The sequence below is a fragment of the Nocardiopsis sp. TRM 82005 genome, assembly GCF_056312425.1.
Map to the genome: position 1 here is coordinate 70,724 of NZ_JBWDTQ010000012.1, position 14,922 is coordinate 85,645.

A 14,922-nucleotide genomic window follows, 5' to 3' on the forward strand; every position below is an offset into this window, starting at 1 on the left:
TTCTCCACGGCACCGGTTCCGCGCTTCCTCCGGCTCCGCCCCAAGGGCACCCCTCCGGCGTGGGCGAGCGGGCACGCCCACGCCGGGCGCGTTGGACGCGCGTGGGGAAGCCGCCTACGCGGCGGGCTCGCCGGTGCGGTACCCCAGTTGGTGGGAGAGCTCCATGGCGGCCTCCGCCATACGGGGGGCCAGCTTCTCCAGGGCGTGCGGGTCGGTGCGCACCGCCGGAATACTCACACTCAGCGCGGCGACCACCCCGCCCGCGTGGTCGCGCACCGGTGCGGCGATACCCGCGACACCCGCCACCCGCTCCTCCATGGAGGCCGCGTAGCCGCGCTCCCTGACGAGGTTAAGCTCCGCCCGCAGCTCCTCCGGGGGGATCCGGGCGTGGGTCGTGGCCGACCGGAGGTCCTGCGTCAGCACCTTCTCCCGCAGGTCCTCCGAGGCGAAGGCCAGCAGCAGCTTGCCCGGCGCACCCTGGTGCGGCGGGATGGGCGCGCCGAGGTCGGTGTAGGTCCGCCGGAGCGGCAGCGTGCTCTCCACCTGGGCGATGGTGCGCCGCACCGGCGTCTCGTCCATGATGTGCAGCCCCACGGTCTCCCCCGTGAAGTCGCGCAGCGCCGTCATCGTCTCCTCGGCGTGCAGTTCGAGGGAGAGCTGGGTGCGGGCGGTGTCGGCCAGCCCGAGCAGGCGCGGGCCCAGGCAGTAGCTGGTGCTGCGCGGTAGCTGCACCACGAGGCCGTGTTGGACGAGTGTGGACAGCAGCCGGTGGGTGGTGCTGCGTGTGAGCCCCGTGGCCCTCGCCAGTTCCGAGACGCTCGCCACCGGTCTGGCCGGAGAGAAGGCGGAAAGGATCGCCACGGCGCGATCGATGGCCTGGACCGTGCCCTGCTGGCCTGACATGTTCCCTTGGTACCTTCCCTGTTGCTGTGCCGGTCGGCGGCCCCGCACGGAGGCCGCCGCCGACGCTTCTACGAATGTGCGTGGTCCTTGGTCAGCACAGCAGCGGACGCATCGTCGTCACGTCGGTGACACTGTGCAACGACGATACAAGCCGGACGAACTCGTCCGCGCGCGCTCTGCCGAGCACGGGCTCGACGAGGTCCACCGCCTTGTTCTCGACCTCCTCCACGCTCATGGGGTCGTCCACGCTGCCGCGCACGGCCGCCACGTGGCGGCTCAGCTCGCGGCCGTCGGTGGTGGTGACCGCGACCGTGGCCGAGCGGACCCCGCTGACCTCACGGTCCTCCGACAACGCGGTGCGGTCGCGCAGGGAGCGGATGAGGGGATCGTCCATGCGCGCGGTGTCGTGCGCCATGGCGAAGGTGAACGCCCCGTCCGCGAGGGTGCCCGCGACCAGGTACTGGACGTTGATGTCGGGCATGGCGCGGTCGTCCACCACCCTGCACAGGTCGTGCGGCAGGGTGATCTCCACGCCCTCCACCATGTCGGCGGTCAGACCGTGTTCCACGACCAGGTCCAGTGTGGCCTGGACGGCCGCCTGGGCGGGCGAGCCGACCGCGAACTTCTTGATGTTGGTGTGCACGACCTCGTACCTCTCCCCCAGCCCGGAGGCGAGGCGGGAGCGGTCGACCCTCGTGGAGAGGGCGTCCAGGAAGTTGGGCTGTCCGCTGAAGACGTCGGGGACCCCGTCGCATCCGGAGGCGACCAGTTCCACCGCGCGCACCCCGTTGGCGGCGGGCATGCCGCCGAACACGTAGGCCTTCTCCACATGGTTGGGGTCACGCAGCCAACTGGTCACCCCGCCCGCGCTCTGCGCGGTGTAGGACAGGGCCCAGCGCACCTGCTCCTCGGTGAGGCCGTGCAGCACCGCCGCCGCGGCGGCGGCCCCGAACTGCCCGGCCAGGGCGTGGGTGCTGTAACTGCTGCCCTCGGCCAGGACGGGAGGCCTGCCCAGCGCCATGACCACACGGGTGCCCACGTCGTAGCCGACGGCCACGGCGGTGAGCAGCAGCTCACCGGACGCGCCCAGGTCCTCGGCCACGGCCAGGGCGGCGGGGACGACACCGCAGCCGGGGTGGCTGAGCGAGGCCGCGTGGGAGTCGTCGGTCTCGTCCGCGTGGGCGGACATGCCGTTGGCCAGCGCGGCGGCCGCGGGGACGGCCCGCAGGTCCGTTCCGACGACGGTCGCCGTGCCCGTGCCCTGGGTTCGGGCGTGCGCGGCTCCCCGGCGGCCCGGTTCGAGCCGGGAGCCCGACAGGACGGCCGCGATCGTGTCCAGGACGTGCAGCCCGGTCTTGGCCCGCACGTCCGCCGGCAGGCCCCTGCGGGCCGCGTCCGCCACGTGGGCGGCCAGGGCCCCGGTCTCGGCGCTGACGTGCTCAGGCACGGCCGGGGCGGCTGTGGTCGCCATCGGTGCTCTCCTCGTTGTCGTTGGCGGAACCGGTGCCGTGCCCGGTGCCCGCGGAATCGGTGGGGTCGGTGGGGGCGTCGTGCCCGGAGGGGCCGGGGACCCCGGTCCCGGCCTCCCCCTTCTCCGCGCCGCCGTCCGCGCCCCGTCCCGCGGCGGCGTCCTTGCGCGAACGCACCAGGAGGTAGGCCACGGACGCGGCCAGCACGCACCACAGGATGATCGCGGTGGGCGAGCCGAAGAAGTAGGCGACGCTGTTCTCGCCCAGCGCCAGGGAGCGCATGAGGTTCTCCTCGGCCAGCGGTCCCAGGATCAGCCCGAGGATCAGTGGGATGATCGGATAGCCGTTCAGTCGGAGCACCAGCCCCAGGACGCCGAAGGCGACGGCCAGGCCCACGTCGAACATCGAGAACCGCACCGCGAACGCGCCCGCCAGGGAGACCACCAGGATGGTCGCGACCATGTAGCCGAGCGGCACACGGGTGATCAGGGCGAGCGGGCTGGCCAGCAGGATTCCCAGCGGGAGGATGAGGATGCTGGCCACGATCATCGCCAGCACCGCCGCGTAGGCCTCCCCGGCGTGGGTCACCAGGATGCGGGGGCCGGGCTGGATGCCCTGGACGTAGAGGAAGGCCAGGACCACGGCCATCGTCGCGCTGCCGGGGATGCCCAGGGTCAGTGTCGGCACCAGGGTGGCGCTGGCCACGGAGTTGTCACAGGCCTCGGAGGCGACGATGCCCTCGGGATGGCCCGTGCCGAACTTCCGGCCGTTACGGGAGCGGCGCTTGGCGAAGGAGTAGCTGATGAAGTTGGCGATGGAGGTACCGGCACCGGGCACGAGCCCGAGGATGAGGCCGATGAGGCTGGACTGGCCGAGCGTGGCGGGGTAGCGGGTGATCTCGCGGACCCCCCGAAGGGCGTCCCCGACCTCCTCGCGGACCTTGGCCCGGTAGGAGATCCGCTCCTTGCGGCGCGCGTGGAGCGATCGGGCGGCGAGGTAGAGCATCTCGCTGACCGCGAACAACCCGATGAGCGCCGGGATGAACTCGATGCCGTCGTAGAGTTCGAGCGTGTCGAAGGTGAACCTGTTCTGCCCGGTCAGGGGGCTCGCCCCGACCGTGGCCAGGACGAGTCCGAGGACGCCGACCATCAGACCCTTGCGGATGTTGTCCCCCATGAGGGAGGAGGCCACGACGAATCCGAGCAGGATGACGACGAGCATCTCGCGGGCGTTGAACGACAGGGCCACCACGGCCAGCGGTCCCAGGAGGAACAGCACCACCAGTCCGCTGGCGGTTCCGCCGACGGAGGAGGCGGCGCGGGCGACGCCCACGGCCAGCCCCGCCTTGCCCTTGCGGGTCATGGCGTAGCCGTCCAGTGCGGTGACGGCCGCACCCGCCTCACCGGGGACGTTCATCAGGATCGCGGGGACGGAGGCGCCGAACTGCGATCCGGCGTAGATGCTGACGATGAGGATCAGCGAGTTCTCGGTGGGCAGTCCGATGGCGAAGGGCAGCAGCAGGGCCGCGGTGTTGGAGGTGCTCAGACCGGGCAGTACGCCGACCACGAAGCCGAGACACAGTCCGGCGACCAGCCACATGAGCGCTTCCGCCTGGAAGAGCATGGCCATGCCTTCGCCGATGGGTGCGAGGTCCATGGTCACCACCACAGCCCGCGGGGCAGGGGCACGTCGAGGGCCATCCCGAAGACGAGGTAGGCGCCGGCCCAGATCGCGGCGGTGCCGATCAGCAGTGGCAGCGCACGGCGCACGCCGGTGGCGGCGAGCACGCCCACGACCAGCACCGGCACGGCACCGAAGAAGCCGAGCGGTGTGACCAGGAGCAGGGCGAGTACGAGCAGGGCGATCACGGACACGGGACGGCCGATCGTGAGCCGGTCGGGTTCCTCCGCCTCGTCCTCGCCGGTGGCGGTCTCCGTGGTGGTGGCGGTTTCCGTCGGTCGGGCCCCGGCGGCCTCGCCGGAAACGCCGACGGACACGCCGGTCCTGGCGAAGGCCTCCCGGCGGTGGCCGAGCAGCTCCCGGATCAGGTTGTAGGCACTGATCGCGAGGAGTACCGCGGCCAGGGCCCCGGGGTAGACGGCCTCGGGTCCGTGCAGGCTCCCGATCTGGAGCAGGAAAGCCGCCCCGATCACAAGGGGTACCAGGGTGGGCAACGCCCTCCAGACCAGGGCGACCCCTCCCCCGGGTGTTGCGTTGGCAGGCATGAAGCCCTCCTTCCGCGTCCCCACGGTCATTCCGTGAAGGCGTCGGGTGATGCGTCGAGGATGGACCGGATCTGTTCCTCGTTGAGTTCGGCCAGCTCCGTCAGCTCGTCCGGAGCCAGGTGGGCGACCTTGTTCCCCTCCTCGACCTTCTCCAGTTCGGAGAGGTAGTCGGAGTCCTCCAGGGCCTCGGGCAGCGTGTCCACGAGTGCCTGGTAGCGCTCGGGGAAGTCCTGCGCGCATCCCGCCGGGACCCACAGCGAGTAGTGGGATGCGCTCTCGTCGATCTCGGTGTCCAGGGCCTCGTTGACGGTCGGGGCGTCGTCGGTCTCCTCGGGCCACTGGTTCTCGGCGGCCTGGACGGCCAGGACGCGGGTCTCGTCGGCGATCGAGAGGCTGTTGAAGACGCCCGCGTGGGTGGCGTCGACCTCACTGGAGATCAGGGCGGTGCGCGAGGGGCCGCCCCCGTCGTAGGAGACGATGTTGAAGTCCGCGCCGGTGGCCTCCTCGATCCTGAGCATGCCGACGTAGTTGTTGCTGGTGCGCAGGCTGACGCTCAGTTTGATCTCTCCGGGGCGCTCGCGGGCGTCCTCGACGAGCTCCTCGAAGCTCTCCCAGGGCGCGTCGTCCCTCACCCGGATGACACCGGGCTCGACGCTGATCCCGCCGACCGGCGCGAAGTCCTCCAGCGAGTAGTCCACCTCCTGGGTGAGGTAGGAGAACTGGAGGTGGGGGACGCCCTGGAACATCAGGGTCATGCAGTCGCCGTCGGCGGTGGCCGCGGCCTGGGTGCCGATGGCGGTGGCGGCACCCTCCATGTTCTCCACCGTCATCCGCGCGTTGAGGCGCTCCTCGATCGAGCCCTGGAGCTGGCGGATGGTGGTGTCGAAGCCACCGCCCACGGCGGTGGGGACGACGACGCGAATCGACTGGCCCGTGAAGTCGTCGATCCCGCCGTCCTGCGCCGCGGATCCGCCTCCGCAGCCGCTGACGGTCAGTACGACCGCCGCACCGATGGCAGCGGGGGTTCTCCATCGGATACCTGTGGGGTCACTCATAACAAACACTCGTTCCACATGTTGGATGCGTGTTGCGTGATTTGCACCACTGTGCTCACCGCCACCCCGCATGTCAACAGGCAGAAGGAGAAAAAATCGGGGGTTGACGGGATGTGACGAGTGGACTTAGCGTCCCGGATTATGGTCATAGATTCCACGATGCGCGACAAGCAGCGCAGTACAACGCGCCGGTTCACGGACGCGCTGTACGAACTGCACCACGACAGAGCCGTCCCGGAGGAGGTCCTGCGCGAAGCCCGGAGATCGTGGGTGAACGTGGTCCACACGGCGATCGGCGCGGCCCGGCACCCCATCGTGGACGCGATGGCCTCGGTCCACGGCCTTCCCGACTCCGAGGGCCACCCGCTCCTGGCCCGGCCCGAACACGCCGACGCCTACGGCTGCGCCCTGGTCACCGGGGCCGCCGCCCACATCGAGGACTTCGACGACACCCACCTGGCCACCGTGATCCATCCCGGCGCGGCATGCCTGGGCGCCGCCCTGGCGGTGGGCCGCGAACGCGGCGCCGACGGAGCGGAGGTGCTGCACGCCTTCGCCCTGGGCATCGAGGCGCAGCTGCGGCTGGGGGTGGCCCTGACCCCGTCTCACTACGACGAGGGCTGGCACATCACCGGCACGTGCGGGGTGGTGGGCTCAGCGGTCACCGCCGGACTGCTCCTGGGACTGGACAGGGCGGGTCTGGCTCGCGCCGTCGGTCTCGCCGCGAGCCAGACCCTCGGGCACCGCGAGGGGTTCGGCAGCGCCGTCAAGCCCTTCCATCCCGGAAAGGCCAGCGCCAACGGGGTTCTGTCCGCCCTGTTCGCCGAGCAGGGGCTCACCGCGCCCGACGCACCGCTCGAGGGACGCCAGGGCCTGTTCGCCGCCCTGTCCCCCGACGCCCGGGCCGAGGACGTGCTGGAGGCGTTCGCGAGCCGGTGGGAACTGCTGGACAACTCCTACAAGCCCTACCCCTGCGGGATCGTCTCCCACCCGGCGATCGACGCCGCCGTGGCGCTCTCACCCGCCCTGGCCGCACGTCCCGTCGCGTCCGTGGACGTGCGCTGCCACCCCCTGGTCGTGGAACTGACCGGCAACCAGCAGCCGGAGAACGGACTGCGCGCCAAGTTCAGCACCGTGCACGGCGTGGCCGCCGGACTCCTGGACGGCTCCGTGTCCCTGCCCCAGTACGAGGACGCGCGGGTCACCTCCCCCGATCTCCGGGCCCTGCGCGCGCTGACCACCCTGTCCCCCGACCCGGGCTGCGGCCGGGACGAGGCGACCGTGACCGTGCGCCTCGAGGACGGCACCGAGCTGACCGAGCACGTCGCCCACGCGCGCGGCAGCAACGCGCGCCCTCTGACCGACGACGAGCTCGCCGCCAAGGCCCTGGCACTGACCACGCCCGTGCTGGGAGACCGCGCGCGGGCGATGCTCGACTCCGCGTGGCGGCTGGACGCCTCGCCCACGCTTGAGGACCACTTCGCACCGGCCACGGCTGAGGGAGCACGGGTATGACGACGCACGCGATCACCCAGCAGATCGTCGAGTTCGCCCTCGACACCGGATGGGACCGTCTCCCACCGGCCACGAGGGAGGCGGCTTCGACCACCACCGGTAACATCCTGGCCCTGGCCGTGGGCGGCTCCTCCCATCCCGCCGTGGAGCGCACCGTGGCGGTGCTGTCCACGCTGGGCGGGAGGGATCGGCTGCCCGTCCTGGGCCGCTCGGAGCGGCTCGCCCCCGCCTGGACCGCGCTGGTGCACGGTCTGGCCGCACACGTGGAGGACTACGACGACACGCACCCGCCCACGGTGGTCCACCCGGGCGCCCCGGTGGTGCCCGCCGCGCTGGCCGCCGCCCAGATCGCGGGCCGGGACGGACGGGAGCTGCTGGCCTCGGTCGCGGTGGGCACCGAGGTCGCCCTGCGGCTGGGGGTGGCCCTGACCCCCGACGCCATGGAGCGCGGCTGGCACATGACCGGTGTGGTCGGCGGGGTGGGCGCCGCCGTCGCCGCGAGCCGGGCACTGGGACTGGGGCCGGAGGAGACGCGGAACGCGGTCGGGTTCGCCGCCACCCAGTCGGCGGGACTGCTGGAGGCACTGGGCACGATGGCCAAGCCGCTGCACCCGGGCAAGGCGGCGTCGGCGGGTCTGGAGGCCGCACTCCTGGCCCGGGCCGGGCTGGACGGCCCCGCCGCGCCGTTGGAGGGCCGCCGAGGGCTGCTGGCCCTGCTGCGTCCGGGGCGACAGGGATTGTCCGAGGACGACGTGTCGGCGCTGACCGGCGGGCTGGGCGCTGCGTGGGAGCTGGAGGCCAACGAGGTCAAGCCCTACGCGTGCGGGGTGGTCAGCCATCCCGTGATCGACCTGGCCCGGGAACTGCGCGGAAGGCTCACCGAGGGCGAGTCCGTGGCCGAGGCCCGTCTGACCGTCCACCCGCTGGTGCCCTCGGTCATGGGCAGGTCCGCGCCGGCGAGCGGGCTGGAGACCAAGTTCAGCGCGGCGCACTGCTTCGCTGTGGGACTCCTGCGCGACGGCGGAGGTCCGGAGGACTTCACCGACGACTCCGCCGACGACCCCGCGCTGGCGCGGGTGCGCGAGCGGTGCTCGCTGGTTCCCGATCCCGCGCTGGGGCGGTACGCGGCGCGGGCCCGGGTGGTGACCGACGGCGGCCTGGTCCTGGAGGGCTCGGTGGACGGCGCACGGCGTATGGGGATCGGAGAGGTGCGCGCCAAGGCCGCCGCGCTGACCCGCCCCGTCCTGGGCGAGGCCCACGGACGCTTCGTGGAGACCGTGTTCGACCTGGCCGACGCGACCGACCTGGCGGAGGTGACCGAGGTGGGGCTGCCCACCCCGGTGCCCCGGTGAACGGTGCCGGTCCGCCGCGTCCCCGCTCACTGCTGTGGTACGAACTGGCTACGGCGGCGGTCCTGGGCGCCGTCGCGTTCGTCACGACGGGGATGGCGATCGTCTGGGTGGTGTCGGGTATCGCCTCCGGCTGGCTGGTGTGCCGGTCGATGCGGTGGTCCGGACGCCGCGCCGAGCCGAGCCGCCGGGTGCGCACACTCGGACAGGTCCTGGTGGGCGCGGCGCTCGGCCCGGCCCTGGCGGTTCAGGACTTCGCGGGCACGGCCGCGCACCTGCCCGCCGTGTTCCTGGGCATCCTCGCCATCCTGGCCGGGTCGGTGGTCACCGCACGGCTGTACGCGCACTGGACGGGCATGGACCGGCTCACGGCGGGTCTGGCCACACTGCCCGGCGGATTGGCGGTGATGCCGTCGGTGGCCGTGGAGAACGGCCGCCCTCCCACCCTGATCGCGCTGGTCCAGGCCTCGCGGCTGACCGTGGTCATCTGTGCGGTGCCCCTGCTCGCCCCCCTGCTGGGCGAGGTGTCGCGGGCGCCGGCGACCGAGCTCCTCCACGGCCCCACGGGTGCGGGCGGCTGGGTGTTCTGGGTGGCGCTGTTGGCCCTGTCCCTGGTCGCGGCGGTGCTCGCACGGCGGCTGCGCGTGCCCGTACCCGCCCTGCTGGGGCCGATGTTCGCGGCGATCGCGCTCACCGCGGCGCTGCGCATGGCGGGCGTGGACGTGCGCCTGCTGGACGTGCCCTTCCTCCAGGAGGTCGTCGGCCAGGTGTTCCTCGGCCTGACGGTGGGCGAGTACCTGGCCCAGCGGGCCCGGCACTCGGGCCGCCAGGTGCTGGGCGGCTTCCTGGGCGTGGTCGGCACGTTCGTGCTGTCCATCGCGATCGCGGCGGTGATGTCGCCGCTGACCCCGTGGTCGTTCATGACGTGCCTGCTGGTGGTGGCACCGGGCGGCGCCCCGGAGATGGTGGTGGTCGCGGCGGCGGTCGACGCCGACCTGCACGTCGTCGTCCTCGCGCAGACCGTCCGCCAGGTCGCGGTCAACGCGCTGATGCCCTTCTGGATCTGGCTGTTCGACAGGAGTTCCCCGAGCGGAGGCGGTAAACCATGACGTACACGATCGCGGTGATGGAAGGTGACGGGATCGGCCCGGAGATCGTCCCGGAGGCGGTGCGCGTGGCCGAGGCGGCGCTCGCGGCCGTCGGCGGTCCGAAGGTGGAGTTCGTGCCCGTGCCCCTGGGGCTGTCCGCCTATCAGAGCTGCGGGCGGACGATGCCCGAGGACACGCTGGAGCGGTTGGCCGCGACCGACGGCTTCGTGCTGGGGCCCATCGGCCACGCCGCCTATCCCAAGGAGGATCCGCACGCGGTCAACCCGCATCCGATCATCCGCCGCCACTTCGACCTGTACGCCAACCACCGACCGGCCCGGTCGTTCACGCGGGTGCGGTCCCTGCACCAGGACGTGGACGTGCTGGTGCTCCGGGAGAACAACGAGGGCTTCCAGCCCGACCGGAACATGATGCGGGGGTCGGGGGAGTTCCAACCCAACGAGCACAACGCGTTCAGTATCCGGGTGATCAGCCGCCACCAGAGCGAGCGGATCGCGCACCGGGCGTTCGAGACGGCGCGCTCGCGGCGGGGGCACGTCACCGCGATCCACAAGCGCAGCGTCTTCGGCCTGACCGACGGACTGTTCATGGACACGGTGGAGGAGGTCGCCCGGCAGTACCCGGACGTGCGTCTGGACGACCACCAGGTGGACACCTTCGCCCTGCACCTGGCGATGCGCCCCCAGGAGTGGGACGTGGTGCTGTGCACGAACATGTTCGGCGACATCCTGTCCGACCTGGCGGCGGGGCTGGTCGGGGGCCTGGGACTGGCACCCGGGCTCAGCGCCGGGGACCGCTGGGCGATGGCGCAGGCCACACACGGGTCCGCGCCCGACATCGCCGGCCGGGGGATCGCCGACCCCTACGCGATGATCACGTCCGTGCAGATGCTGCTGGCCTGGCTGGGCGCCCGCTACCAGGACACCGCTCTGGTTTCCGCCGCCGACCTCATGCTCCGGGCCGTGCTGGAGACGGTGGAGGAGGGCGGCGACGCCGACCTGACCCCCGACCTCGGCGGTGACGCCTCCACCTCGCGTATGGGCGCCGCCGTGGCCGCCCGGTGCGCGGGGTGACCAGGCGGGCCGACCGGAACCGAACCCCGAGGAGTGACTGATGAGTGGAACGAGTGGGAAGTCCAGGGGGGTCGCGCTGGTGACCGGCGCGACCCGCAACATCGGTCGGCGGATCGCCGTCGGCCTGGCCGAGGACGGCTTCGACGTACTGATGGTGGCGCGCACCGAGGACGAGAGGTCCGCGCAGGCGGCGAAGGATGTCGAGGCCACCGGGCGCAGGGCGCTGATGTGGGCGGCCGACGTCCGGGACGAGGACGCGGTGCGGGCCGGGGTGGACCGCGCCCGCGAGGAGCTGGGGCCGGTCACGGCCCTGGTGAACAACGCGGCGCTGCGCCGGGAGCGCGACTTCCTGGAGATGGACCGTGAGGACTGGGCCGAGGTCGTGGGGGTGGTCCTGGACGGGGCGTTCGTGTGCTCGCAGACGGCCCTGCCCGACATGGTGGGCCGGGGGTGGGGGCGGATCGTCAACATCGCCGGGGTCACCGGTCAGAAGGGCGCCGCCGAGCGGGCGCACGTGGTGACGGCCAAGGCGGGGCTCATCGGGCTCACCAAGGCGTTGGCGCACGAGTACGCGCCCCACGGGGTCACTGTGAACGCCGTGTCCCCGGGCCTGGTGGACACGGTGCGCGACCACGTGCCCGGTCCCCACCGGGGGGCGCACGTGCCGGTGGGCCGGTCCGGCCGCGTCGGGGAGGTCGCGGCCGCGGTGCGCTACCTGGTCGGGGAGGACGCGGCGTTCGTCACCGGGCAGACGCTGAACGTCAACGGCGGTGTGTACATGCCCTGACCCCGCCGGGTCCGCCTTCCTCCGGAACCGTGTGCGCGTCCGCCCGACGGGAACGTAGCCTGCACCGAGGGCGGACCGGAAGGAGGGCACATGGACGGCGGGGACCTGCCCGAGCGCAGTCAGCGGGTGGCCGAGGCCCTCGGTGTTTTCGGAGCGCGGGGACGGGTGCGGGAGCTGCCCTCCTCCACCCGTACCGCCGCCGAGGCGGCCGAGGCACTGGGGTGCGAGGTCGGAGCGATCGCGAACAGCCTGGTGTTCATGGCGGACGACAGGCCGCTGCTGGTGATGACCAGCGGTCGGCACCGGGTGGACCTCGCCCTGCTGGCCGAGCGCCTGGGCAGGAGCGTGGTCCGGCGTGCCAAACCCGAGGAGGTGCGCACCGCCACCGGCCAGGCCATCGGCGGCGTGGCGCCCCTGGGCCATCCGGCGCCGGTGGAGACGGTGGTGGACACCGCTCTGAAGGAGTACCCGAGGCTGTGGGCGGCCGCCGGGACACCGCACACCGTCTTCCCGACCGACTACGCCGAGCTGGTGAAGATGACGGACGGCACCCCCGTCGCCGTCAGCTGACCCGCCCGCCCGGTTCCGGTGCCGCTGACGAGGTCCCGGGGCTCTCCGACCGCCTCCTGTGAGATGTGGGCCGCGGCGCACTCCTCCCCGGCCGCGGCCCGGCCCTCCCCCCATGCACGGACTCAGGCGGGGTCAGGGTTGGCCGGGTCAGTGGTGGTCGTGTCTGGTAACGAAGCCGTTGTAGCGCAGGTGGAGCATCATGCCCTCCTCGGCGCGGGGGAGGTTGTGGCAGTGGTTCATCCACACTCCGGGGTGGCCAGCGAGGAAGGCCACCTGTCAGGTCCGCCCGGGCCGGCCCCCGAAGGTGTCGAGCCACAGCGGGGCGCCCGCCGGGACGTGGCCGTCGCGCGACAACACGAGCACCGGATGGCCGTGCAGGTGCCAGGAGTGAACCTCCGCGCTGCGGTTGGCGACGGTGCCTCGGCATCCGCGCCCGGTGGTGCCAGCCTCAATCCGCCGCCGTTCGTCCGCGGTCTAGGATCGCTCCCCGCGAGTTCCACGGCCGGGCGGGCAGTGCCAGAATCGGAGTGTGAGACACCAGCACTCGGACGCACCGGACCCCGCGCAGGACTCCCCCGCCGTCGGCCCGCCCAAGACCAGTGCGGCCGGGCTCCCGGCCGTTCTGAACAGCCTCCGCCAGGTCGGCGAGCACGCGGGCGTGCGACGCGGCCTGCCCGCCATGCTCGCGGTCAACCAGAAGCGCGGCTTCGACTGCCCCGGCTGCGCCTGGCCCGAGGGCGACCGGCGGCACCGGGCCGAGTTCTGTGAGAACGGAGCCAAGGCCGTCGCCGAGGAGGCCACCGCCAAGGCGCTGACCGCCGGGTTCTTCGCCGCCCATCCGGTCGCCGAGCTGGCGGAGCGGTCCGGGTACTGGCTGGGCCGGCAGGGACGCCTCACCGAGCCGCTGTACCTGGCCGAGGGCGCCACCCACTACGAACCGGTCGGCTGGGACCGCGCCCTGGACCTGGTCGCCGAGGACCTCAGAGCGCTGGACTCTCCCGACGAGGCGGTGTTCTACACCTCGGGCCGCACCAGCAACGAGGCCGCGTTCAGCTACCAACTGTTCGCCCGGGCGCTCGGCACCAACAACCTCCCCGACTGCTCCAACATGTGCCACGAGTCCTCCGGTTCGGCGCTGACCGAGACCCTGGGCGTGGGTAAGGGCAGCGTGTCCCTGGAGGACCTGCGCAAGGCCGACCTCATCATCGTGGCCGGGCAGAACCCCGGGACCAACCATCCCCGCATGCTCACCGCCCTGGAGGGCGCCAAGAAGACCGGAACGCGCATCGTCACCGTCAACCCGCTGCCTGAGGCGGGCATGCGCGAGTTCCGCAACCCGCAGCGCGCGGGCGGCCTGCTCGGGCGCGGCACCGAGCTGACCGACCTGTTCGCACAGGTGCGCCTGGGCGGCGACCTCGCCCTGTTCTCCGCCCTCAACCGGTTGCTGTTGGAGGCCCACGAGCGTGGCGAGGACGTCCTGGACCGGGGGTTCGTCACCACCCACACCCACGGCTTCGAGGAGTTCGCCAAGACCCTGCTCGACGAACCGGACGAGGAGTTCTGGCCGCGCACCGAGCGGGCCACCGGCCTGGACCGGGAGCTCATCGAGCGGATCGCCGCGATGGTCACCGCATCGGAGCGGATCGTGGTGTGCTGGGCGATGGGCCTGACCCAGCACAAGCACTCGGTGCCCACCATCCGCGAGGTCGTCAACTTCCTGCTGCTGCGCGGCAACGTGGGCCGACCGGGCGCGGGTGTGTGCCCGGTGCGCGGCCACTCCAACGTGCAGGGCGACCGCACGATGGGCATCTTCGAGCGCCCCGCCGACACGTTCCTGGACGCGTTGGGAACCGAGTTCGGTTTCGAACCACCGCGCGAGCACGGGTACGACACCGTCAACGCCATCCGCGCCATGGCCCGTGGTGATGTGCGGGTGTTCTTCGCGATGGGCGGCAACTTCGTGGCGGCCACCCCCGACACCCTGGTCACCGAGGAGGCAATGCGTCGGGTGGGGCTGACGGTGCACGTGTCCACCAAACTCAACCGTTCGCACGTGGTGACGGGGACACGGGCGCTGATCCTGCCCGCGCTGGCGCGCAGCGACCGCGACGTGCGCGGCGGCGAGTCCCGGTGGGTGACGGTGGAGGACTCCATGGGGAAGGTGCACGCCTCCCACGGGGCGCTGCCCCCGCTGTCGGAGGGCATGCGCTCGGAGGTGGACATCATCTGCGACCTGGCCGAACGCGTGCTGGGCGATTCCCCGGTGGCCTGGTCGGAGCTGACCGACTACGATCGTGTGCGCGAGCGCGTGGAGGCGGTCGTCCCGGGGTTCGAGGACTTCAACGAACGCGCGCGGCGGCCCGGCGGGTTCACCCTGCCGCACGCCCCGCGCGATGACCGGCGCTTTCCCACCGCGACCGGGCTGGCCAACTTCACGGTGAACGGTGCCTACGCCCCGGAGGTCCCCGAAGGGCGGCTGCTCCTACAGACGCTGCGCTCGCACGACCAGTACAACACCACCGTGTACGGCCTCGACGACCGCTACCGGGGCATCACCGGTGGTCGCCGGGTGGTACTGGTCAACCCCGAGGACGCCCGGGAGCTGGGTCTGGCCGACCGCTCCCACACCGACCTCGTGGGCGAGTGGCCGGACGGCCGGGAGCGGCGCGCGGCGCACTTCCGGGTGGTGCATTACCCGACGGCGCGCGGGTGCGCGGCCTCCTACTTCCCGGAGACGAACGTGCTGGTGCCGCTGGACTCCACGGCCGAGACCAGCAACACGCCCACGTCGAAGTCTGTGGTGGTGCGGTTCGAGCCCGACTCCGGTACCGGTTTTCGCGACTGAGCGCTCCGCCGTACGGCCGTCC

At 72.2% G+C, this 14,922-nt stretch carries 12 protein-coding genes and 1 pseudogene; 7 read left to right on the top strand and 6 right to left on the bottom strand.

Annotated features, from left to right (window positions below):
* Window positions 1-114 precede the first annotated feature (114 nt).
* From AC0T5L_RS09585 to AC0T5L_RS09605, 5 genes are all read right to left on the bottom strand, one after another.
* Window positions 115-903, bottom strand: coding sequence for an IclR family transcriptional regulator (locus AC0T5L_RS09585; protein WP_476165048.1), 789 nt, complete (start codon window positions 901-903; stop codon window positions 115-117).
* A gap of 91 nt (window positions 904-994) precedes the next feature.
* Window positions 995-2,374 (bottom strand): MmgE/PrpD family protein, encoded by a 1,380-nt coding sequence (locus AC0T5L_RS09590; protein ID WP_476165049.1) that lies wholly within the window; start codon window positions 2,372-2,374, stop codon window positions 995-997.
* Complete coding sequence (locus AC0T5L_RS09595; RefSeq protein ID WP_476165050.1) at window positions 2,343-4,028, bottom strand: tripartite tricarboxylate transporter permease; 1,686 nt, start codon at window positions 4,026-4,028, stop codon at window positions 2,343-2,345. The genes AC0T5L_RS09590 and AC0T5L_RS09595 overlap by 32 nt, the downstream gene beginning before the upstream one ends.
* Window positions 4,029-4,030: 2 nt before the next feature.
* Entirely contained in the window at window positions 4,031-4,597 is a 567-nt protein-coding gene (locus AC0T5L_RS09600) for a tripartite tricarboxylate transporter TctB family protein (protein ID WP_476165051.1), read from the bottom strand.
* 26 nt (window positions 4,598-4,623) lie between these two features.
* On the bottom strand, window positions 4,624-5,652 hold the full coding sequence (locus AC0T5L_RS09605) for a Bug family tripartite tricarboxylate transporter substrate binding protein (RefSeq protein WP_476165052.1): 1,029 nt from the start codon (window positions 5,650-5,652) through the stop codon (window positions 4,624-4,626).
* A 141-nt stretch (window positions 5,653-5,793) separates the two neighbouring features.
* Between AC0T5L_RS09605 and AC0T5L_RS09610 the strand changes: the two genes are divergently transcribed.
* The 6 genes from AC0T5L_RS09610 to AC0T5L_RS09635 all read left to right on the top strand — a co-directional run bounded on the left by AC0T5L_RS09610 (window position 5,794) and on the right by AC0T5L_RS09635 (window position 12,055).
* Entirely contained in the window at window positions 5,794-7,167 is a 1,374-nt protein-coding gene (locus tag AC0T5L_RS09610) for an MmgE/PrpD family protein (RefSeq protein WP_476165053.1), read from the top strand.
* Window positions 7,164-8,519, top strand: a complete 1,356-nt coding sequence (locus AC0T5L_RS09615) for an MmgE/PrpD family protein (RefSeq protein WP_476165054.1) — start codon at window positions 7,164-7,166, stop codon at window positions 8,517-8,519. Before AC0T5L_RS09610 ends, AC0T5L_RS09615 begins: the two co-directional genes overlap by 4 nt.
* Complete coding sequence (locus tag AC0T5L_RS09620; protein ID WP_476165055.1) at window positions 8,516-9,625, top strand: AbrB family transcriptional regulator; 1,110 nt, start codon at window positions 8,516-8,518, stop codon at window positions 9,623-9,625. The genes AC0T5L_RS09615 and AC0T5L_RS09620 overlap by 4 nt, the downstream gene beginning before the upstream one ends.
* Entirely contained in the window at window positions 9,622-10,698 is a 1,077-nt protein-coding gene (locus tag AC0T5L_RS09625) for an isocitrate/isopropylmalate dehydrogenase family protein (protein WP_476165056.1), read from the top strand. Before AC0T5L_RS09620 ends, AC0T5L_RS09625 begins: the two co-directional genes overlap by 4 nt.
* Before the next feature lie 40 nt (window positions 10,699-10,738).
* Window positions 10,739-11,485 carry an SDR family NAD(P)-dependent oxidoreductase gene (locus AC0T5L_RS09630; RefSeq protein WP_476165057.1) on the top strand — a complete coding sequence of 249 codons (747 nt, stop codon included), beginning with the start codon at window positions 10,739-10,741 and terminating at the stop codon, window positions 11,483-11,485.
* 90 nt (window positions 11,486-11,575) lie between these two features.
* Window positions 11,576-12,055 (top strand): YbaK/EbsC family protein, encoded by a 480-nt coding sequence (locus AC0T5L_RS09635; protein WP_476165058.1) that lies wholly within the window; start codon window positions 11,576-11,578, stop codon window positions 12,053-12,055.
* Between the two features lie 147 nt (window positions 12,056-12,202).
* On the opposite strand, the pseudogene AC0T5L_RS09640 reads toward AC0T5L_RS09635, so the two are convergent.
* Window positions 12,203-12,508, bottom strand: a pseudogene (locus AC0T5L_RS09640) (multicopper oxidase domain-containing protein).
* 76 nt (window positions 12,509-12,584) lie between these two features.
* Between AC0T5L_RS09640 and AC0T5L_RS09645 the strand changes: the two are divergent.
* Window positions 12,585-14,900 carry an FdhF/YdeP family oxidoreductase gene (locus AC0T5L_RS09645; protein WP_476165059.1) on the top strand — a complete coding sequence of 772 codons (2,316 nt, stop codon included), beginning with the start codon at window positions 12,585-12,587 and terminating at the stop codon, window positions 14,898-14,900.
* Window positions 14,901-14,922 lie beyond the last annotated feature (22 nt).

Excerpts from the sequence above, each read along its gene's own strand:
- AC0T5L_RS09585 (WP_476165048.1), bottom strand. The coding sequence starts at position 903 with ATGTCAGGCCAGCAGGGCACGGTCCAGGCCATCGATCGCGCCGTGGCG.
- AC0T5L_RS09590 (WP_476165049.1), bottom strand. The coding sequence starts at position 2,374 with ATGGCGACCACAGCCGCCCCGGCCGTGCCTGAGCACGTCAGCGCCGAG.
- AC0T5L_RS09595 (WP_476165050.1), bottom strand. The coding sequence starts at position 4,028 with ATGGACCTCGCACCCATCGGCGAAGGCATGGCCATGCTCTTCCAGGCG.
- AC0T5L_RS09600 (WP_476165051.1), bottom strand. The coding sequence starts at position 4,597 with ATGCCTGCCAACGCAACACCCGGGGGAGGGGTCGCCCTGGTCTGGAGG.
- AC0T5L_RS09605 (WP_476165052.1), bottom strand. The coding sequence starts at position 5,652 with ATGAGTGACCCCACAGGTATCCGATGGAGAACCCCCGCTGCCATCGGT.
- AC0T5L_RS09610 (WP_476165053.1), top strand. The coding sequence starts at position 5,794 with ATGGTCATAGATTCCACGATGCGCGACAAGCAGCGCAGTACAACGCGC.
- AC0T5L_RS09615 (WP_476165054.1), top strand. The coding sequence starts at position 7,164 with ATGACGACGCACGCGATCACCCAGCAGATCGTCGAGTTCGCCCTCGAC.
- AC0T5L_RS09625 (WP_476165056.1), top strand. The coding sequence starts at position 9,622 with ATGACGTACACGATCGCGGTGATGGAAGGTGACGGGATCGGCCCGGAG.
- AC0T5L_RS09630 (WP_476165057.1), top strand. The coding sequence starts at position 10,739 with ATGAGTGGAACGAGTGGGAAGTCCAGGGGGGTCGCGCTGGTGACCGGC.
- AC0T5L_RS09635 (WP_476165058.1), top strand. The coding sequence starts at position 11,576 with ATGGACGGCGGGGACCTGCCCGAGCGCAGTCAGCGGGTGGCCGAGGCC.